The sequence below is a fragment of the Niallia oryzisoli genome (genome assembly GCF_043641075.1).
Taxonomy (GTDB): Bacteria; Bacillota; Bacilli; order Bacillales; family Cytobacillaceae; genus Bacillus_BD; species Bacillus_BD oryzisoli_A.
The window spans coordinates 1-20953 of record NZ_JBHZRC010000005.1 but is presented as its reverse complement, the minus strand read 5'-3'; the positions used below and the strand labels follow the sequence as shown (position 1 = coordinate 20953).

Annotated in this window: 20 protein-coding genes, 1 rRNA gene, 1 pseudogene and 1 riboswitch; of the genes and pseudogenes, 1 reads left to right on the top strand and 21 read right to left on the bottom strand. The window is 40.5% G+C overall.

All coding sequences use genetic code 11. The features are described from left to right. Nucleotides 1-295: 295 nt before the first annotated feature. The 6 genes and pseudogenes from ACHUFV_RS15650 to ACHUFV_RS15625 form a co-directional block, all read right to left on the bottom strand. Nucleotides 296-427 (bottom strand): hypothetical protein, encoded by a 132-nt coding sequence (locus ACHUFV_RS15650; RefSeq protein ID WP_394235724.1) that lies wholly within the window; start codon nt 425-427, stop codon nt 296-298. A 157-nt stretch (nt 428-584) separates the two neighbouring features. Beyond that, nucleotides 585-1268 (bottom strand): annotated as a pseudogene (locus ACHUFV_RS15645) (UvrD-helicase domain-containing protein); the annotation flags it as partial. 77 nt (nt 1269-1345) lie between these two features. Next, complete coding sequence (gene pcrB, locus ACHUFV_RS15640) at nt 1346-2035, bottom strand: heptaprenylglyceryl phosphate synthase (protein ID WP_394235722.1); 690 nt, start codon at nt 2033-2035, stop codon at nt 1346-1348. A gap of 256 nt (nt 2036-2291) precedes the next feature. Beyond that, complete coding sequence (locus ACHUFV_RS15635; protein ID WP_394235720.1) at nt 2292-2606, bottom strand: YerC/YecD family TrpR-related protein; 315 nt, start codon at nt 2604-2606, stop codon at nt 2292-2294. 38 nt (nt 2607-2644) lie between these two features. After that, nucleotides 2645-3697, bottom strand: a complete 1053-nt coding sequence (locus ACHUFV_RS15630; protein WP_394235718.1) for a DUF3048 domain-containing protein — start codon at nt 3695-3697, stop codon at nt 2645-2647. Between the two features lie 45 nt (nt 3698-3742). Then, nucleotides 3743-5488: an adenine deaminase C-terminal domain-containing protein gene (locus tag ACHUFV_RS15625; protein WP_394235717.1), complete on the bottom strand. Its 1746-nt coding sequence runs from the start codon at nt 5486-5488 to the stop codon at nt 3743-3745. A gap of 142 nt (nt 5489-5630) precedes the next feature. On the opposite strand from ACHUFV_RS15625, the gene ACHUFV_RS15620 reads away from it, so the two are divergent. Next, nucleotides 5631-5912 carry a YgaP family membrane protein gene (locus ACHUFV_RS15620; protein WP_394235715.1) on the top strand — a complete coding sequence of 94 codons (282 nt, stop codon included), beginning with the start codon at nt 5631-5633 and terminating at the stop codon, nt 5910-5912. A gap of 62 nt (nt 5913-5974) precedes the next feature. On the opposite strand, the gene purD is transcribed toward ACHUFV_RS15620, so the two are convergent. The 15 genes from purD to rrf form a co-directional block, all read right to left on the bottom strand. Next, nucleotides 5975-7246 carry a phosphoribosylamine--glycine ligase gene (purD, locus tag ACHUFV_RS15615; protein WP_394235713.1) on the bottom strand — a complete coding sequence of 424 codons (1272 nt, stop codon included), beginning with the start codon at nt 7244-7246 and terminating at the stop codon, nt 5975-5977. A gap of 61 nt (nt 7247-7307) precedes the next feature. Beyond that, a complete protein-coding gene (gene purH / locus ACHUFV_RS15610; protein ID WP_394235711.1) occupies nt 7308-8843 on the bottom strand; it encodes a bifunctional phosphoribosylaminoimidazolecarboxamide formyltransferase/IMP cyclohydrolase in 1536 nt (511 codons plus the stop codon). A gap of 85 nt (nt 8844-8928) precedes the next feature. Next, nucleotides 8929-9510 carry a phosphoribosylglycinamide formyltransferase gene (purN, locus tag ACHUFV_RS15605; protein ID WP_394235709.1) on the bottom strand — a complete coding sequence of 194 codons (582 nt, stop codon included), beginning with the start codon at nt 9508-9510 and terminating at the stop codon, nt 8929-8931. A gap of 49 nt (nt 9511-9559) precedes the next feature. Beyond that, nucleotides 9560-10591, bottom strand: coding sequence for a phosphoribosylformylglycinamidine cyclo-ligase (gene purM, locus ACHUFV_RS15600; protein ID WP_394235707.1), 1032 nt, complete (start codon nt 10589-10591; stop codon nt 9560-9562). 239 nt (nt 10592-10830) lie between these two features. Beyond that, nucleotides 10831-12255: an amidophosphoribosyltransferase gene (gene purF, locus ACHUFV_RS15595; protein WP_394235706.1), complete on the bottom strand. Its 1425-nt coding sequence runs from the start codon at nt 12253-12255 to the stop codon at nt 10831-10833. Continuing rightward, nucleotides 12240-14459: a phosphoribosylformylglycinamidine synthase subunit PurL gene (gene purL / locus ACHUFV_RS15590; RefSeq protein ID WP_394235704.1), complete on the bottom strand. Its 2220-nt coding sequence runs from the start codon at nt 14457-14459 to the stop codon at nt 12240-12242. Before purL ends, purF begins: the two co-directional genes overlap by 16 nt. Further along, nucleotides 14443-15126 (bottom strand): phosphoribosylformylglycinamidine synthase subunit PurQ, encoded by a 684-nt coding sequence (purQ, locus tag ACHUFV_RS15585; RefSeq protein WP_394235703.1) that lies wholly within the window; start codon nt 15124-15126, stop codon nt 14443-14445. Before purQ ends, purL begins: the two co-directional genes overlap by 17 nt. Then, the gene (gene purS / locus ACHUFV_RS15580) at nt 15123-15377 is read right to left on the bottom strand and encodes a phosphoribosylformylglycinamidine synthase subunit PurS (RefSeq protein WP_394235701.1); all 255 of its coding nucleotides are present in this window, start codon (nt 15375-15377) and stop codon (nt 15123-15125) included. The genes purQ and purS overlap by 4 nt, the downstream gene beginning before the upstream one ends. After that, nucleotides 15370-16089: a phosphoribosylaminoimidazolesuccinocarboxamide synthase gene (purC, locus tag ACHUFV_RS15575; RefSeq protein ID WP_394235699.1), complete on the bottom strand. Its 720-nt coding sequence runs from the start codon at nt 16087-16089 to the stop codon at nt 15370-15372. The genes purS and purC overlap by 8 nt, the downstream gene beginning before the upstream one ends. Nucleotides 16090-16156: 67 nt before the next feature. Continuing rightward, nucleotides 16157-17449, bottom strand: coding sequence for an adenylosuccinate lyase (gene purB / locus ACHUFV_RS15570; RefSeq protein WP_394235697.1), 1293 nt, complete (start codon nt 17447-17449; stop codon nt 16157-16159). A gap of 3 nt (nt 17450-17452) precedes the next feature. Beyond that, nucleotides 17453-18598, bottom strand: coding sequence for a 5-(carboxyamino)imidazole ribonucleotide synthase (purK, locus tag ACHUFV_RS15565; protein WP_394235695.1), 1146 nt, complete (start codon nt 18596-18598; stop codon nt 17453-17455). Beyond that, nucleotides 18591-19079, bottom strand: coding sequence for a 5-(carboxyamino)imidazole ribonucleotide mutase (gene purE, locus ACHUFV_RS15560; RefSeq protein WP_394235694.1), 489 nt, complete (start codon nt 19077-19079; stop codon nt 18591-18593). Before purE ends, purK begins: the two co-directional genes overlap by 8 nt. Nucleotides 19080-19242: 163 nt before the next feature. Next, nucleotides 19243-19344, bottom strand: a riboswitch (purine riboswitch). An 85-nt stretch (nt 19345-19429) separates the two neighbouring features. Continuing rightward, nucleotides 19430-19642 (bottom strand): NETI motif-containing protein, encoded by a 213-nt coding sequence (locus tag ACHUFV_RS15555; protein WP_394235692.1) that lies wholly within the window; start codon nt 19640-19642, stop codon nt 19430-19432. Between the two features lie 152 nt (nt 19643-19794). After that, a complete protein-coding gene (locus ACHUFV_RS15550) occupies nt 19795-20490 on the bottom strand; it encodes a GNAT family N-acetyltransferase (RefSeq protein WP_394235690.1) in 696 nt (231 codons plus the stop codon). A gap of 156 nt (nt 20491-20646) precedes the next feature. Then, nucleotides 20647-20762: ribosomal RNA gene (gene rrf, locus ACHUFV_RS15545) — 5S ribosomal RNA — on the bottom strand. Nucleotides 20763-20953 lie beyond the last annotated feature (191 nt).

Sequence of the window (20953 nt, the reverse complement as noted above, 5' to 3'; positions counted from 1 at the left end):
ATTACCTTCACCGACACAAAGGAGGTTATACGTATATTCTTTCGAAATATACGCTTTTCCTGCCACCGCTTCACAGAGTGCAAACTCTCCACGTTGCCGGCTTACCACGTTCCAAGAATCCTATCTATACATACACAATCCGTAGGTGATTCCTCTAGCCCTGTTAGCTGGATGATGCCTGTAACATCATAAAGTATTTCATAAAGACAAATTTTACTCTACCTCACTAACCCCGGCATGCGGGACTATCCGTTTCGAATAGCTATACCTCTAGAGCCGTACATTCGGAATTTCGTCAATAGATGGCTGTGACATCTAATTTCTCACCATAGATTGTCTTGTAGAACCCCGGTCTATCAGCCATACCCTCTGCCTCCAGAGAGCTTTCCTCGTCTTTCACGTTAGGATGACCTTCAACCGACTTCACCGAGCTTATAACCTTCAGACGTTTTGCACCGTCCGAACGCTATTCGGAGGATTAGGCGAGCCTTTCAGGGCGTTACTCCATCATTCGACTCTTCAGATTCTTAGTTCTCCTAGAAAAAATTTCTAGTGGCTAATCTTTTCAATTAGCAACGTGTCGCACTATCTTGGTACTCATCAACGTGAATATATTGAAATTTTCTTTGATAAAATTCAAGTACCTCTGGGACTCGTTTAAATAAGTTGATTGTGATCATGATGAGGTCGTCGAAGTCTAGGGCTTGATTTTTACGCAGGCGTTTTTGATACTCGCTGTAAACATCGCTTACGATTTGTTCCATATAATCTCCGACATTTTTTGCAAACTCTTCAGGATCGATTAAGATATTTTTTGCCGAACTGATGGCGCCTAAAATTGCACGCGCATCATGCTTTTTCGGATCGAGGTTCCTATCCTTTAATATCTGCTTAATAACGGAAAGCTGATCTCCCGAATCCAAAATCGAAAAATTTCGGTTATAGCCAATCCGGTCAATATCTCTTCTTAAAATCCGTACGCACATAGAGTGAAAGGTAGAAATCCATACCTCATCTGCCGCTCCGCCCATCAATCGATAGATACGGTCCTTCATTTCGCGCGCCGCCTTGTTCGTGAACGTAATCGCTAAGATGTTATAGGGGTTGATTTGCTTTTCTACCATTAAATAAGCTATTCGATGTGTTAGTACTCTTGTCTTTCCACTTCCTGCACCTGCCATAAGTAACAACGGGCCATCTGTCGTTTTCACCGCTTCCTGCTGCTGCGGATTCAGGCCATTTAACAGTTTATCTGTTAAAAAATTCATTTTGATTATCCACCGCCATTCGAACATTTGTTCTAGTTTTCTGTATTTATTTTACGCTTCGTACATCCATTATTCAATCATTTTTCTTTAACTGCTTTTACAGTCTGCAAAGCTTCATCAATATCTTCATAAAGACTATTTCCTACCACAATTACATCGGCTAGTGCCGCCATTTCCCTTGCTTGCTCACGATTGGAAATACCGCCCCCATAAAATAAAAGCGTATTTTTTAATACACTCTTTGCCTCTTTTACTACAGCCGGGTCACCGTATGTACCGCTATATTCCAAATAAAAAACAGGCAGATGGAACATTCTCTCAGCCATCATGGCATACGCTGCAGCATCTTCTTTAGTTAAATCGGTGTTTGCCTCCGTCAGTTTGGCTGCTTTGCAATCATTATTTAGAATGCAATAGCCTAAAAAGGAAAATTCATCCCAATTCATAATATCCCCATATTCCTTAATAGCCTCTTGATGCAAACCTGTAATCCATTTTGGGTTACGACTATTTAGAACGGTCGGGATAAAATAAAGATCAAACCCAGGTGTGATTGTTTCAATTGAAGAAATTTCTAATACACATGGGACTGTGTAACGGCGGACCCGAGCCATCAAGTCTAGCACATTTTCAAGTGTGACTCCATCAGTACCGCCCACAATAATGGCATCTGTTCCGGATTCACATATCCTTTCGAGCTGCTCATCTGAAATTGATTTATTCGGATCAAGTTTAAAAACATGCCTCCACTCACGTACATCATACACGCAAAACTTCCTCCATTCCATGTTTACATTACATCATTATAGCATTAGAGAATTTAAATGAAAAAAGAAATTGGACCTTGTATTGACAGACTAATTCAAGTTATAAAGTAAGAGGTTGAAAAAGGGAACCAAGAGCCTTTTCTGATGACCATTGTGCTGTATATCAACCAAAAAAGGTAGCCAAAGAGCCTTGCAACTACATAAACTTAAGCCTGTAAGCACAAAAAAACCGATGTTTCCATCGGTTTTCGGTGTATTATTCTTCAGCTGCGGTTGGTTGGTCTTCCTTAATTCGTTCCAATGCCATTTCGTAAGCATCATTTCCGTAGTTCAAACAACGTTTTACACGGGAAATGGTAGCTGTGCTAGCACCTGTCTCTGTTTCGATTGTATGATACGTTTTTCCTTCACGAAGCATTCTTGCCACTTCTAAACGTTGCGCCAATGACTGAATTTCGTTTACAGTACAAAGGTCATCAAAAAATCGATAACATTCTTCTAAATCATTCAATGACAGGACAGCATTAAATAACTGATCTAGTTCTTTTCCTCGTAATTTTTCGATTTGCATTAAGATTACTCCTTTATAAGCATACAAAAAGTAACAATTTACTCAAAGGAAACAAGCTGCTCAAGTCCAGGATCTGTCGGAACCACGTTAATCCATGTTTTTCCTGGTACAAATCCTACGGTTTCACCATTCGCATAAGGTAGAATCCTGCCGTCAACATTTCTCCATTCCACTTCAATCTTTTGTCCTTTTTGCAATAGATAGGCTTTTCCACCGCTTAATAAATCAATATCACGCAATCCGTTATTACTATCAATAATGGTATGTTTCATTTCAACAATAAACACATTATCAACTAACACCGGCTCCTGCGTGTCATAATCAATTGTCTGTTCTCCATTTGAAAAACGCTTATATTTCTTTAACTTATCGTCATATTCAAACGTTGAGCTAAAGGTTTTATCGTAATAGGAGATTGAAACCTTCTCAGCTTTATCACCAGACAAAGCATTCACTTCATCCTCTGTTAAGAATACCAGTGGTTCAGGAGCCTTCTCCATATCGTAGTTGTTTTGTTCTGCCCCTTTTAGTATATTCTTAAAAGAGATATAGGAGTTATGTGGTGCGTCACGGAAGTCAGCCCGTTCAAACAATGTTCCATCATAGTATAGACCATTTAGATGATCGATATATCCTCTATCAAGCATATCCTTCGCACCTGCGCTGTTTCCATGGGCGATATAAAGGCTGTCATAGCCTTTAGCAAGCTCAATATAGTATTCACGAGCACTTCTAACAGATCCAATGATATCAGGTTGTTCACTTTGGAAAATAGCAAGAAACCGTGTTACATTTCCCTCAGCCAGAATTTCGAAGACAAGATCCGCTTTAGTAAGTCCAGACTGCGGTCTTGACTTAGGATGGTTATTCACCATAACGGCTACCGCTCTTCCATCAACAGCTTCGGAACTCCCAATACCGGTTAACGGAAATTGATAAGGTAATTCTTGCGGTGCTGCCTCTTCGTTAACCTCTCCCTTATTTGATTCTGACGCATCTTCATTCTCTTTAACAGTCTGTTCTTTCGGACTGCAGCCTGCTAGAATAATAAAGAAGGAAATGGCTGCAATGGTTACTAACCTTTTCCACATATAGAACACACCTCATTCATTGTTCTATTTTACCACTTTTATATTTTAACGCATTATAGTCGGAAAGAGTACCATTTTCTTTTTCACTTCATACATTCCGACTGGCGTAATCCGAATATACGGCAAATGGGTTGCTGAGAAAAATAGTAACGTTTGGAAAGGATCTGCATAACGATATCCCTTTTCCTGCATGTATGTGACAAACTCCTTTTGTTCTGTTATGAGCTCCTCAACTGGATTTTTAGACATTAATCCTCTTAATGGCAGTGAGATTTCCTTTGCAACTTCACCATTTTCAACAATAACAATTCCGCCGCCTATTTCCTTCATCCGCTCAAAAGCCTTTAGCATATCATGTTTATTTTTTCCGATTAAAATAATGTCTCCTGTATGTGTGAAGCTGCTTGCCAAGCCGGAAAGGTTTTCGGCAAAACCTTTTATAATTGTATTGATTCTCCACTTTCCATTCCTGTCAATAAACATAAAGAAGCATTCATCTTTGCTATTGTTTAGAATATCACCGGAGACATCAATGGATAGTGAATAAGGCTTCGTAATAACGGCATTTTCCATTGAAATTCCAACAGGCATAGAGAACTGCAGGTCTTCAAACGTTAAATCCCAATCTAATTGCAATGGAACTAAATCGAATTCATATCCTGGAGATATCTTATAACTATCTCGATTAATGACCCCATCACGTTTAACCCATTGTCCTTTTGCTAATACTGATACAGGTGTAGGGTTGTTTTCATCCGTTAAGAAATTGATATTAGCAATCCGGCCTGTGGCGATGTTTCCATGTAAATAATCGATATTGTAATGTCTAGCAACATTGATTGTCGCCATATTATACGCATCAATAACAGGGACACCCTTTTCAATTGCTATTCTGATCATATTATCAATGATTCCTTGTTCATAAAAATCCGCTGAGGAACCATCAGTCGTCAACATAAATTTATCATAGACATCAATCCCGAGCTCATGAATTTCATCTAAAAGTCTCGGTAAATCCGGACGTATGCTTGAATATCTTAATGATACTGTGTATCCCTGCATCAGTCTGTTATAGACCTCTTCTCCGTTAATAGCTTCATGGTCACTGTCAGCACCTAACAGAACCATTTTTGCCAATGTTTTCTCAGAAGCACCGGGGAAGTGACCTTCAATTTTCTTTCTCATTCGTTTTGCTTCTTGAATCCAATGAAGCATCATATCATCGCCGTCCAGCAATTTAGGCCAACCAGTTAACTCTCCGCCCTGCAGAACTGCGTCATGCTCAAGCCAAGACTTAACATGACTGTGGGAAAAGGTCACTTCCTCATCCTTAATTTCTGTCTCAGAATCAAACCGGCTCCACCAATACATGGTGGATGGAATTTGTCTCATTTCCCTCAAGAAGGTAAACGCTTTCTTTTTATCGAGCTGCAAAAATAACAAAAGATTGTCATTGATCATCGTCGTTGTTCCAAACTGGGATGCATAGGCGGCCAGTGAAAGGGGATTATATAAACGAAATGGGTGTGAATGCGGCTCAATGTAACCAGGCACAAGTGTTACATCTGTACAATCAACCACTTCACAGCCTTTCGTGTTTTGCGGCAAACTATTTCCAACATAAACAATTCGATCATCATGGATCCAGATGTTAGCTGTCATCCATTTGCGAAATGTTTGATTTAAGTAACGAGCATTTTTTAGAAGTATGGTCGGGGCAAGATTACCATCCATGACTGCAACATGTTCTCGTAAATGTTTATTTTTCCATCGGTAGCGTTGTTCAAGCATGTTACGCCCCTCCTTTTTATCGATATAATGTAAACCCTTACAAGGTGTTCATAACCCATATTAACATATATTACGGTTTAGCGCACTAAAGTTGAACGTAAAAATATTGTAAATTTATTCATTCTTAGAAAGGACTGATAGCATGATAAAGGTAGAAAAAAATATTGGGATTCTTAATGCACTAATTAGAATTACGATAGGTCTCTCTCTTTTATCCTGGTGTACAGCAAAGCTTTCTAAAAGACCCTACTGTAATTCCTATTTATTAATGTCCATATGTGGAGCAATGAAAGTGGCTGAGGGGATTGTTCGTTTTTGTCCAATTACAGCGCTTATTCAAAACGGACAGGGAGCAAACCTGTTAGAGACGAAATCAGAGCCGACCGAATCAAGACACGCATTTGATGAAACTGTTCCATCTTAAAGCTTCTTCTGATAGATAATGGAAAGGATGGTAGCCAAAAGGCCTGCCATCCTTTTTGTTTATTATTTGTTCATAAAGGCAATTGCTTTATACCCAATATCTTTACGGTAGAATACTCCGTCACATTGAAGGTTTTCCAGCCCTTTATAAACAGCCTCTTGTGCTTCTTTAAGTGAATTTGCCTTTGCGCCGGCTAAAAGCACACGACCGCCATTTGTTTCAAATTCACCGGAATCACCCAGCTTCGTACCAGCATGGAAGACAAATAAATCACTGCTTACTTTATCTAAATCGTGCAATACCGCACCTTTTTCATATTCCTCAGGATATCCGTTTGATGCTACAACCACACCCAGCATCGCTTGCTCGTCCCAGCTGATTACTACTTCTTCACCGTCAATTACCTTCTCAATAACGTCAACGAGATCTGAAGTCATGCGTGGAAGAACAACCTGTGTTTCCGGATCGCCGAATCGGGCATTAAATTCAATAACCTTTGGACCTTTTTCTGTTTTAATCAAGCCGGCATAAAGCACACCGCAAAAGCTGCGGCCCTCTTGTACCATCGCCTTTGCAGCCGGTTTTAATACTGTTTCAATTGCTGTATTTACCGTTTCTTGACCAATGTGTTCAACCGGAGAATAAGCCCCCATACCGCCAGTATTTGGCCCTTGATCGCCATCAAACGCACGCTTATGGTCCTGAGCAATTTCTAACGGAGTTACCTTTTCACCATTAACCAAGGCCATGAGTGAAAATTCCTCACCCTCTAAAAATTCCTCAATAACCACTGTTGCTGAAGCAGTCCCAAATTTTGCATCAACCATCATTTCTTTAATGCTTGCTAAGGCATCCTCCAATGTTAAAGCAACTGTTACACCTTTACCAGCTGCAAGCCCATCCGCCTTAATAACAATCGGTGCACCTTTTTCCTTAATATAGGCAACCGCTTGTTCATAGTCTGTAAACACAGCATACTCGCCAGTCGGGATATGATATTTCTGCATTAACTCCTTAGCAAAGGCTTTACTTCCTTCAATTTCAGCCGCTTTTTGCTTTGGACCAAAGGCCTTCAAGCCAGCTTCCGCAAAACGATCAGCAAGTCCTTCTAAAAGCGGTACTTCAGGACCAATAATCGTAAGACCTACATTATTCGCTAACGCGAATTCAACAAGCTTCTCCTGGCTCGCTTCGTCGATTTGAATCAATTCAGCAACATCCGTCATCCCAGCATTTCCTGGTGCCACAAATACTTTATCGACTTTCGGACTTTCCTTCACTTTACGGCAAATGGCATGCTCCCTGCCGCCCCGGCCGATTACCAATATATTCATTCCGTTCAGCTCCCCGTAATTTTATTACATAAATCAAATTCGCCCGTCGAATTTGCCTGTTTTAGTGTTTAAAATGGCGAACAGCTGTAAATACCATCGCAATTCCGTACTCATTAGCCTTTTTAATCGAATCTTCATCACGAATAGATCCGCCCGGTTGAATAATGGCCGTAATTCCTGCCTGTGCAGCCGCTTCTACTGTATCATCCATTGGGAAGAATGCATCCGATGCAAGTGCTGCTCCTTTTGCTTTTTCACCTGCTTGCTCTAGAGCGATCTTTGCTGATCCAACACGGTTCATCTGTCCTGCTCCAACTCCAAGCGTCATTTGTTTATCAGTGACAACAATCGCATTGGACTTAACATGTTTAACAACCTTCCAGCCAAGCTTTAAAGCTTCCCACTCTTCATCGGTAGGCTTACGGTCTGTTGGAATCGTAATCGTTGCATTATCTAGAGAGTAACTGTCTTGATCCTGTGTAAGCAATCCACCTTCAACGGAGGTTAATGTCATTTCATTTGTACCCTGCTGGTCAAATGCAATCGTTAATAGACGAAGGTTTTTCTTTGTAGTCAGTACAGCAAGAGCTTCCTCTGTAAAAGAAGGTGCAATGACAATTTCAAGGAAAATTTCATGCAGCTTTTCCGCTAATGCTTTGTCTACCTCACGATTTAAGGCAATAATTCCACCAAAAATAGAAACAGGATCTGCTTCAAAGGCTTTTTCAAATGCAGTGAAGATATCCTTTCCAGTACCTACTCCACATGGATTCATATGCTTTACTGCAACAGCAGCAGGTTCAGAAAACTCTTTTACGATTTGCAATGCTGCATCCGCATCGTGGATATTATTATAAGAAAGCTCTTTGCCATGTAATTGCTCAGCATATGCAATGGAAAACTTAGAGCCTAATGGTTTACTGTAGAATGCTGCTTTTTGATGAGGGTTCTCTCCGTAGCGTAAGCCTTGCTTTAATTCATACGTAACCGTTAATTTTTCAGGTGTTTCAAGACCGATAAGCTCAGTCATATAGCCAGCAATAATTGCATCATATGCAGCAGTATGACGGAATACCTTTGCAGCAAGGGCACGGCGTGTTTCAAATGTAACCTCGCCAGCATCCTTCAAATCACTAATTACTTTTTCATAGTCTGATGGATCAACAACAACCGCAACATATTGATGGTTCTTTGCTGCAGAGCGAAGCATTGTTGGACCGCCGATATCAATGTTTTCAATTGCATCTTCTACAGTTACATCCGGCTTTTCAATAGTCTGTTGGAATGGATATAGGTTAACGCAAACGATTTGAATCGGATCAATCTGATGCTGACTCATTTGCTCCATATGACTTGGCTCGTCAAATTTCGCAAGTAAACCGCCATGAATAAGCGGATTTAATGTTTTAACACGACCGTCTAAGATTTCTGGGAATCCTGTTACATCGCTGACACCAATAACCGGAATACCGGCTTCTTGGATTGCCTTTTTCGTACCACCTGTTGAAATCAATTCGAAACCAAGCTCAACTAACTGCTTTGCAAATTCTGTTACGCCTGTTTTATCTGATACGCTCAATAACGCACGTTTTTTCATGATAAAGTCCCCCCTCGGTGATTTACACACACTCATTTTGAAAAATAACTAACGATTATGATTTACTATGAATGCCGCTCTTTTCTTATATAGAGGCATCTTCACTTTTAAACAATCTTTGTAAAACAGCTGGGTATAGCTTGTGTTCTATATCATGAACCTTCGCTTCCAGCATTTCTTTCGTGTCACCTTCATCAATGACAACCTCACGCTGGTCGATCACTGGACCTGTATCCATGCCTTCATCTACAAAATGAACGGTTACTCCGGTCATCGCTGCTTTTGCAGCTAATGCCTGTCCAATTGCATCTTTTCCTTGAAAAGCAGGAAGAAGGGAAGGATGAATATTCACGATTCTTCCCCGGTATGCATTCAATAACGTGTGCCCGATTAATCTCATATAACCAGCCAAAACAATAAATTCGATTTCCTGCTCATGAAGCCTGTGGAGGATTGCTTCCTCATAACTGGTTTTATCCTGATATTCCTTCGCTGTAAAAACAAAGGTTGGAATGTTTTCTGATTCAGCTCGCTTTATACACATCGCACCTTTGCGGTCACATACCAGCAGGCCAATTTGCGCCTCAAGCTTCCCATCTTTTATTGCATCATTTATGGCTTGAAAATTCGTGCCACTCCCAGAAGCAAACACAGCAATTTTTTTCATGACTTTCCTCCGTATTTCCGAATAATCGGGCTGTTTTGTTTGTGGAAGCCTATTTTAATTTAATTTCAATTCCCGGTTTATTTGTGATAACCCCAATAGGATAAGCTTTTTCACCAGCTTGATTGAAAAACGCCACTACGTCCGCTGCCTCTTTTTCGTCTACAGCGATCACCATGCCTGTTCCCATGTTAAAGATATTGTACATTTCTTTTCTTTCCAGCTCACCGATTGTTTCCATTAGTTTAAACACTGGGGGAAGCTCCCAATTTTCTTCATTTAATTCTGCACCAAGGTCTTCCGGAAGCATCCTTGGAATATTTTCAATAAAGCCGCCGCCTGTAATATGGGCAAGACCTTTTAAATTAAATTTCTTAAGAGCAGCAAGAATTGGCTTTACATAGATTTTTGTCGGACGAAGCAGCTCTTCACCTAACGTACAGCCAAGCTCCTCTACATGATCAGTTAAAGCCATTCCAGCCTGCTGTAAAAATAGCTTTCGTACAAGGGAATATCCATTACTATGAATACCGCTTGATGCTAAGCCAATTAAGATATCACCTTGCTTGATTTCATTACCAGTAATAATCTTGCTTTTTTCGCATGCCCCTACCGCAAATCCAGCAAGGTCATATTCCTCTTCACTGTACATACCAGGCATTTCCGCGGTTTCACCGCCAACAAGTGCACAGCCTGCTTGTTCACAGCCATCAGCAATACCTTTTACAATTGCTTCAATCTTTGCTGGTTCCGCTTTGCCGCATGCAATATAATCAAGGAAATAAATTGGCTCTGCACCTTGTACCACAATATCATTCACACACATCGCAACAGCATCGATGCCGATTGTGTCATGGCGATCCATCATGAAAGCGAGCATTAGCTTTGTTCCAACACCATCCGTACCGGATACTAATACAGGCTCTTTCAAATTTAATGTGGATAAATCAAACATGCCTCCGAATCCACCTAACCCGCCAAGTACGCCGGGTCTCATTGTCTTTTGCACATGCTTTTTCATTCTTGAAACAGCCTCATATCCTGCTTCGATATTGACACCTGCGTCTTTATACGCTTTCGCCATAGTGATTGATCCTCCATTTCATGTTAAAGCGCAAGCGCCTTGACCAGCCCCGACAAGCATAAGACAAGCCGGCATGAAGGTTGTTCTTTAACCTTCTTGACGGATTGGCTTATGACCTCGAGGGGCTAGGCGCTGGAGCTAGAAAGTGATGAAAAGCAAAGGCACCTTTGACCTCCCCCGAGTTAAATTCTAGAGAGGGCAGGCGCCTTTTGCTTTCTTACGCTAGATTCATTATTTTGTTAAACAAGCTCTTCTTCGTTCATATTCCTGGTTATGGCAGGATAAGTTTCGGTCGGATATTTCCCGGTGAAGCAGGCTAGGCAATGTCCACGAGTTTCTCCCCCGTCTTTTCTGCCAATCGCATCTAACATTCCTTCCACACTCAAAAACGTTAATGTATCCGCACCAATAATTTTTCTAATATCCTCAACAGACTTATCAGAAGCAATCAGCTCTTCTTTTGTTGAAGTATCAATTCCGTAGAAGCAAGGATTTTTAATTGGCGGTGAACTGATGACAACATGTACCTCTGTGGCACCCGCATCACGAAGCATATTAACAATCCGTCGACTCGTTGTTCCGCGAACGATTGAGTCATCTACCATGATGACTCTTTTTCCTTCTACAACGCCCCGTACAGGTGAAAGCTTCATTTTCACCCCTTGCTCCCTTAATGATTGAGAAGGCTGAATAAACGTACGTCCCACATAGCGGTTTTTGATTAATCCTAACTCATAAGGAATTCCTGATGCTTCAGCATAACCAATTGCAGCAGAAATACTAGAGTCAGGGACACCTGTAACAACATCCGCCTCAATTTTGACCTCTTCTGCAAGCTTCCTGCCAAGTCTTTTCCGCGCTGAATGAACATTAATTCCATTAATATTGCTGTCAGGACGGGAGAAGTACACATATTCCATCATACACATAGCTTGATTGGAAGCATGGGCAAACATCTCAGAACGGAAACCATCATCATCGATAATTAGCAGCTCTCCTGGTAAAATGTCACGGATAAATTCAGCTCCAACAACATCAAATGCACAGGTTTCTGATGCTACAACATAGGCATCTCCGAGTTTCGCTAATGATAAAGGACGCATTCCGTTTGGATCAAGAGCAACCATAAGCTGTTTTTCATTCATGATGAGAAATGCATAAGCACCCTTCACCATGCTCAAAGCATTTTTCACACGATCTATATAAGGCGAAAAACCGCCGCGTCTAATTAAATGTGCTAATACTTCTGTATCGGAACTAGTTTGAAAAATACTTCCTTGTCCTTCTAGCTGACCCTTCAATTGATCAGCATTGACTAAATTTCCATTATGGGCAAGAGCAAGGCTTCCTGTTTGAAAGTGAAACACAAGCGGTTGAACATTTTCATAGCCGCTGCCGCCAGCAGTTGCATAGCGGACATGACCAATAGCGGCTTTACCATGATTTAACTCCTTCATGGCCTCCGCTGTAAAAATTTCAGCAACAAGACCTTCACCTTTTACCCCTTTTACTGTTTTTCCATCGGTAACTGCTATTCCTGTTCCTTCCTGGCCGCGGTGCTGCAGACTATGAAGCCCGTAATACGTAATTTGAGCAGCATCGGAATGGCCCCAAATACCAAAGACTCCACATTCTTCATTAATCCCCTTTAATTCAGCAAGCATGGAATAGCTCCTCTCCAAGCAGATTCTAATGTTTCAACTTGGGTATTAATAACAGTTTCGCCGTTGTGCACAATTTGCAATGTTGGTTCTCCTGTTACTTCTCCAATTAAAACAGCGCCTGTTATTTTTTCAAAATCAGCTTGATTTTCTTTCTTCACTGTTAGCAGGAAGCGTGACTGTGACTCACTGAATAATGCAGTTACTGCATTACCCTCTGTATTGATCTTCGCTCCTAATCCATTAGAACCGATAATACTTTCTGCAACAGCCACTCCAAGGCCGCCCTCTGCTAAGTCATGTGCAGAAGAAACAAGACCTGCTTGAATGGCTTCAAGAACTGCCTTTTGGTATTTCTTTTCAACGTCCAAATCAATAGAAGGTGCTTGACCGAAAATCTTGCCGTGTAATAATTTTTGAAGTTCACTACCGCCAAACTCAGTCTTTGTTTCACCTAGAAGATAAATTAAATCTCCAGCTTCTTTAAAGGATTGTGTTGTAATATGGTCAGTATCTTTAATCAGACCCACCATTCCTACAACTGGAGTAGGATAAATGGCTTCACCGTTTGTTTCATTGTAAAGTGAGACGTTTCCGCCAATAACTGGTGTATTTAATGTCAGACAAGCTTCGCTCATGCCGTCTGTTGATTTTTCAATTTGCCAGAAGATTTCGGGTTTCTCAGGATTGCCAAAATTCAAATTATCTGTAATAGCAAGTGGCTCTGCTCCGGAACAAACAATGTTTCTTGCTGCTTCAGCTACAGCAATTTTTCCGCCTGTTTCTGGATCTAAATACAGATAACGTGAATTACAATCTGTCGTCATGGCAAGTGCCTTTTTTGTACCGCGGACACGGACAACAGCAGCATCTGAGCCAGGTGAAACAACTGTATTCGTACGTACCATATAATCATATTGATCATATACCCATTCTTTACTTGCAATGGTTGGCTGCTTCAATAATTTAATAAGTGTTTCTTCAAGATTGTCAATTTCAGGTGCTTCCACATTCATTGCCTGGAACTCACGATAGTAGGCAGGCTCACTAGAAGGCTTATGGTATACTGGCGCATCCTCTGCCAATGCATCAGCAGGTATTTCTGCTACTACTTCTCCTTTATGTAAAAGGCGAAGCATTTTATCGTCGGTTACTTTCCCTACTGCCACGCAGTCAAGATCATATTTTTTAAAGATTTCTTTAATTTCTGCTTCACGACCTGCTGTAACAACTAATAGCATACGTTCCTGAGACTCAGACAGCATCATTTCGTAGGCTGTCATTCCTGTTTCACGCTGTGGAACTAAGTCAAGATTCATTTCAATTCCCGTACCTGCTTTACTTGCCATTTCAGCTGATGAGCTGGCAAGACCTGCAGCTCCCATATCTTGAATTCCCACAAGCGCATCGGATTTTACCACTTCAAGACATGCTTCAAGCAATAATTTTTCCATAAACGGATCTCCAACCTGAACCGCTGGGCGATCTTTTTCCGACTCATCCGTTAATTCTTCTGAAGCAAATGTAGCCCCGTGAATTCCATCACGACCTGTTTTCGCCCCTACATACATGACTGTATTGCCAATACCTTTTGCCTGGCCCTTTTGGATATCCTTATGATCAATTAAACCAACACACATAGCATTGACAAGCGGATTTCCTTCATAACTAGACTCAAATTGAATTTCACCGCCAACTGTTGGAATACCAATACAGTTTCCATAACCAGCAATTCCGGCAACGACTTCTTTAAATAGGTAACGAACACGGGCAGATGAATCAAGCTCTCCAAAACGAAGAGAATTTAACATGGCAATTGGTCTTGCACCCATAGAAAAAACATCACGAATAATACCGCCGACACCTGTTGCAGCACCTTGGTATGGTTCAATAGCTGATGGGTGGTTATGACTCTCAATCTTAAATACAACTGCCTGTTGATCACCGATATCAACGATACCTGCTCCTTCACCTGGTCCTTGAAGAACCTGTGGTCCAGTTACAGGGAATTTTTTTAGTACAGGCTTTGAATTTTTGTAGCTGCAATGCTCTGACCACATAACAGCAAAAAGTCCTGTTTCTGTATAATTAGGAGTACGACCGATAATCTTTTCCGCCATCTCAAACTCTTCAGAGGATAAGCCCATTGTTTTGTAAATTTCTTCTTCTTTAATTTGCTGCGGACTTGGTTCAAGCATTAACGACATGTGATTCCCTCCATTGTTTGACGATTGATTGGAATATTTTCAGACCATCAGCACCACCAAGCAATTCATCAACCGCTCTTTCCGGGTGTGGCATCATGCCTAATACATTCCCTTTTTCGTTTATAATTCCGGCAATATCCACAAGACTACCGTTTGGATTGCTCTCATATGTGAATACAATTTGATTATTTTCCTTTAATTTTGCTAATGTTTCTTCGTCACAATAATAATTTCCTTCACCATGTGCGATTGGAATCGTGATGACCTCTTCCTTTTCATACACATTACTAAACATCGTTTCATTGTTTTCAACCTTTAACTTAACTGGTCGGCAAATGAACTTTAAGCTTTCATTTCTCTTCATTGCGCCTGGCAGAAGACCGGCCTCAAGCAGGATTTGAAATCCGTTACACACGCCTAAAATCGGCTTGCCAGCTTCGGCAGCCTTTCTAACCTCTTTCATGACATTACTGAAACGGGCAATGGCACCGGTACGTAAATAGTCTCCATATGAGAATCCTCCAGGAAGAAGGATCCCGTCAAATTCATCAAGGCTTTCTTCCGTATGCCATACGTACTCTACTTCTTCGCCTAACTCATCTTTTATCGCATGATACATATCTATATCACAATTGGACCCTGGAAAAACGATGACTGCAAACTTCACTGAGCAACAGCCTCCTCAATTTCGAATCGATAGTCTTCGATAACTGGATTCGCTAGCAGACGATCACAAACTTCTTTCACAACATCTTCTACCGGACGATCTGATTTCTCTACCATTAACTCCATATATTTACCAATACGCACATCAGAAACTTCTTTATAATTCATAGCGTGCAAAGAATGCATAACCGCTGTACCTTGTGGATCTAATACACTTTCTCTTAATGTTACATACACTTTTACTTTAAACATGCTGGCCGCCCCCTAGTTTAGTTAAAATGATTTCATATACTTCCGTTAAACTGCCAAGATCTCTTCGAAATACATCCTTATCAAGCTTCGCATTTGTTTTTGCATCCCAAAGGCGGCAAGTATCAGGAGAAATTTCATCTGCAAGTACAATGGCTCCTGAAGCATCTTTACCGAATTCAAGCTTAAAGTCGATTAGGCGAATACCTAGATCAGCAAATAGCTCTGATAGAACGGTATTTACTTTTAAGGCTTTCTCTTTAATTTCTTCTCGTTCAGCTTCGCTTGCAAGCTGAAGCTCTTCGATATGTGAATCCGTAATTAGCGGATCACCTAGTGCATCGTCTTTATAATAGAATTCAACTATTGGTTTACGTAATGGCTTTCCTTCTTCAATGCCCAATCTAGCTGAAAAGCTGCCTGCTGCTGTATTACGGACAACCGTTTCAAGAGGTATAATTGTGACTTTTTTGACAAGCTGTTCTGTTTCTGAAAGACGTTTAACGAAATGAGACTCAATTCCCTTTTCTTTTAATTTTTCAAAAATTAAGCTTGTGATTTCATTATTTAAACGGCCTTTGCCGCTAATTTCAGCTTTTTTCTCACCATTAAAAGCAGTTGCTGAGTCCTTATATTCAATCCAAACAATTTGTTCATCATTTGTCGCATAGACTCTTTTTGCCTTGCCTTCATAAAGCAGCGCACCTTTTTCCATTGGAAAGCCTCCTCTTTATTGGCGAGACTGACGAATGTTTCACGCCAGCCCCTGTTATATTTATCTCTTACAGACCTAAACGATCGAAAATAAAATCTACATTTTTAAGATGATAGTTATAGTCAAAGCAGTCGGCAATTTCTTCCGCGGATAACTTAGAAGTGATTTTTTCATCTGCTTCTATTAATGTACGGAATGGAACTTGTGTTTCCCACGCTTCCATTGCTTTTGGCTGAACCGTATCATATGCTTCCTCTCTGACTAATCCTTTATCAATGAGGGCAAGAAGAACGCGTTGAGAGTATATTAGACCAAGCGTACGATCCATGTTGCGTTTCATATTTTCAGGGAATACCGTTAAGTTTTTCACGATATTTCCGAAACGATTCAGCATATAGTTTAATGCAATCGTTGCATCTGGAATGATAATTCTTTCTGCTGATGAATGCGAAATATCACGTTCATGCCAAAGTGGAACATTTTCATAGGCTGTCAGCATATAACCGCGGATAACACGTGCCATCCCCGTCATGTTTTCCGAACCGATTGGGTTACGCTTATGCGGCATTGCAGAGGAGCCTTTTTGTCCTTTTGCAAAAGCTTCTTCTACTTCACGTGTTTCACTTTTTTGCAGGCCGCGAATTTCAACAGCAAATTTTTCGATAGAGGTCGCTATCAAAGCGATTGTTGACATATAATGTGCATGACGATCGCGTTGTAATGTTTGAGTTGAGATTGGCGCTGGCGTTGTACCAAGCTTCTCACATACATACTTTTCAACAAATGGATCAATATTAGCGTATGTTCCAACTGCGCCGGAGATTTTTCCGTATTCAATACCCGCTGCAGCTTGTTTAAATCGCTCTAGATTACGTTTCATCTCTTCATACCAAAGAGCCATCTTCAAACCGAATGTTGTTGGCTCAGCATGGACCCCATGTGTACGTCCCATCATGACTGTATATTTATGTTCTTGGGCTTTATTCTTCAAAATTTCAATGAAGTTTTCAATATCCTTTAAAAGAATATCATTGGCCTGTTTGATTAAATAAGACCATGCTGTGTCTACAACGTCTGTTGATGTTAGTCCATAATGAACCCATTTTCTTTCTTCGCCTAATGTTTCTGAAACCGCACGAGTAAAGGCTACAACATCATGTCTTGTTTCCTTTTCAATCTCATAAATACGATTAATATCGAAAGATGCATTTTCACGAATTTTAGCAACGTCTTCCTTAGGAATAACTCCAAGTTCTGCCCAAGCTTCATCTGCTAGAATTTCAACTTCCAGCCATGCCTTAAATTTATTTTCCTCTGTCCAAATAGCGCCCATTTCAGGTCTTGTATAACGATCAATCATGTTTTATCCTCCGATCTTTTCTACAGCTTCTTGCCAAATTCCGCTTTCCTCAATTTCAGTTAATGCCGTTTCGATGGAATGACTAAGTATCGTCACATGACCCATCTTTCTTTTATATTTTGCCTCTTTTTTACCGTATAAATGAATTTTCCAGTCTTTCACTTCAGGTATTTTTTCAATAACAGCCTCTTGATGTTCACCTAATATATTGACCATTACAGCAGGCTTTAACAGCTCAGTACTTCCGAGAGGCCAGTTACAAACGGCAAGAATATGCTGTTCGAATTGAGACGTCTCACATGCCTCAATCGAGTAATGGCCGGAATTATGCGGTCTTGGTGCTAATTCATTCACATAAATACCGTCACTCGTTAAGAACATTTCTACTGCCAACGTTCCAACAAGCTGAAAGCTTTCTGCAAGCTGGATCGCTTTTTGTATGGCTGATTTCTTTGACTCTTCATTTATCCTTGCTGGCACGATTGTCTCATGCAGGATATTATCACGGTGGATATTTTCTCCAACTGGAAAGACAGCATGCTCGCCATTTCCATTTCGACAAATAATAACCGAGATTTCCTTTTCAAACGGAATCCATTTTTCCAATACACAGGTTCCAGCCTTTAAAAGCTCTGCTGCTTCAGCAGCCTGTTCTTCAGTTCGAATGACAAACTGCCCTTTGCCGTCATATCCTCCTCTAGCTGTTTTTAATACAGCAGGAAGGCCTAATTCCTTTAGATATTTAGTGATATCTTCTTTTGTTTCAATCACTGCGTAAGGCGCAACCTCAACACCTGCATGTTGAATAGCCGCTTTTTCTTTCGTCCGATCCTGTGTGATTTCTAGCAGCTTGACACCTTGAGGAACATAGGTATGCTCATTCAGCCATTGCAAACAGGCTGCATCAATATTTTCAAACTCATATGTGATGACATCACTAACATCAGCTAATTTTTTAATCGAATCAAGATCACTATATTCACCTGTAATGGTGATATCAGCAACTTGACCACATGGACAATCTTCCGTTGGATCAAGGACAGCAATCCGAAAGCCTTTTGCTTTTGCGGCTAGTGCCATCATTCTTCCCAACTGACCGCCACCGATGATGCCAATTGTCTGTCCAGGCAAAATCACTTTATTAGACAAGCTGATCACTACTTTCTATGGCTTGTGCCTTCATTTCCAACCTGTATTCTTCTAATTTAACTGCTAATCTATCATCAAAAGCAGAAAGTATTTGTGCCGCTAACAGCCCAGCGTTTTTTGCACCTGCAGTACCGATTGCTACCGTTGCAACTGGAATGCCCCCTGGCATTTGAACGATTGATAGAAGGGAATCAAGTCCGTTTAACGCTCTAGACTGAACCGGAACACCTATTACAGGCAGGGTTGTCTTAGCTGCTACCATGCCTGGCAGATGTGCTGCACCGCCTGCTCCAGCAATAATAACCTTTATTCCTTTCTCTCTTGCACCTTCCGCATATTCAAACATCAAATCAGGTGTTCGATGTGCCGATACGACTTTCTTTTCATAAGGTATTTCAAATAATTCTAGTATCTCACAGGCAAGACGCATTGTTTCCCAATCTGATTTGCTGCCCATAATGACTCCAACTTGAGCCTTCATCGTATCCCCCCGTAAATCAAATTATTTAGTAAGTATTTTTTATTATGCTTTATGAAAAAAGCCCAGACAGAAGCCTCCCCATGGGAAAGCAATCTGTCCGGGCTGCAGGTTAGTATGCTGACATCGAAGAATAGACCGTAATGTCAATGCATGTTGGTTTGCCGGGCAATTTACTTTCCCCCATAGTCCAATTATTTTCGGTAATTGGGTAGAGACTCATAGGCCGTATTCCTATTATTATACGAGGGCTAGATATTTTGTTTTCGTTACTCCCATTTAACAATGAATTTCGACAATTGTCAACAGAAAACACCGAACAATTTATTCGTAATAAATTCCATTGTTCGGATTTATAGCATATCTGCTTTTTTTACCTCGAATATTATTTGCCTGCCTACTGGTTCATAAGATACGTCTTTCCCACCTGTTTTTTCTTGAAAAATAGGTACCTCCGTTCTTCTAACGGGTGTATATCCGTCCTTTTGTATCCGATCCAGACAGTCCGAAACAGTCTCATTCTCTTGTACTTCATAGGTTACTTTCTTCTGTTGCTTATTTTTCATTATGTACGATTCCTTTCTACATGCTTATAACGTACTTTTTTCACAATATAGACAGCAGATTTGGTATCTGTCTTCATTATTTGCTCCTTTATATATATTACATGCATGCCTAATTTAGCCATAATAATAATAAAAGCTGGATTTCACTTATTTTATTTAACCTTTTGAAATGCTTCTGAGATATTCATTTTTTGTAAACAGTGATTTAGAACTTCCAGAGGAATATCATTGACTGCATGATACTTATGGTTATACATAGAATAAATGACCTCCCGAGCCGTCTTAGTCAGGTCCATTTTTCCGCTATTCTTGATGAGGAGTTTGAGAGGGATCGCCTTGTTTCCTCCATTCAGTGGAGGCTGTACGTAATCAATGTCTTTTAACTGTACATAACCATTTTTTTGATAAAAACGGTCTCGTTTTCTACAGTCTTCCTTTTCAGCATCTGTTTTAGCTAATTCTACTCTTTCGGTTTCTAAAATAAATGCATTTATTGGATGATTAGAGGCTAATATCGCATCTTTGTTAAGAGCCTCTTCTAATTGAGCTAAAGTCTGTGAGCCTAAGCCCTTAAATCGTTCATTTGGATCAGTACCTAAATAGACAATAAATCCACAATTAACGTCTGCTAAATAATGACCTGTCGCAAAAGAAACTGGCACATCATTCTTCAATCCGACGAGCATCCTAAATCGATTAGGCGTGTTATTTTCTGCGTATTCAAGGCCTTTATATAAAATATGATGGGGTTCTCTAATATCAATCGGAAATGCGCTGTCGTACAACTTTAATACTCTTTCTAAATTGTTACTACGGTCATCAGTGATTTCTTCCCACTTAATTGTCATATTATTCACTCACCACTTTTTTTACTTATTTTAACATACGGGATTGTTCATACTAGCATACCTTTGTCACAGTTTGTAATTGTTATTGAAGTCCATTCAACCATTTTTCAAATTTTCTACATAACAAAAAAAGAGTACCCTATTGGATACTCTCTTGCTTGGCGGCGTCCTACTCTCACAGGGGTAAGACCCCAACTACCATCGGCGCTGAGAAGCTTAACTTCCGTGTTCGGGATGGGAACGGGTGTGACCTTCTCGCTATTGCCACCAAACTATTTGGTTTGAGGAATTGTTCCCTCAAAACTAGATAATGCTGAAGAAAAAACGTGAGTAATAAACATTGATTTATCCTGCTACGACGCCTAAGCGCCTCTGCATTTCGTTTTGGTTAAGTCCTCGACCGATTAGTATTTGTCAGCTCCACGTGTCACCACGCTTCCACCCCAAACCTATCAACCTGATC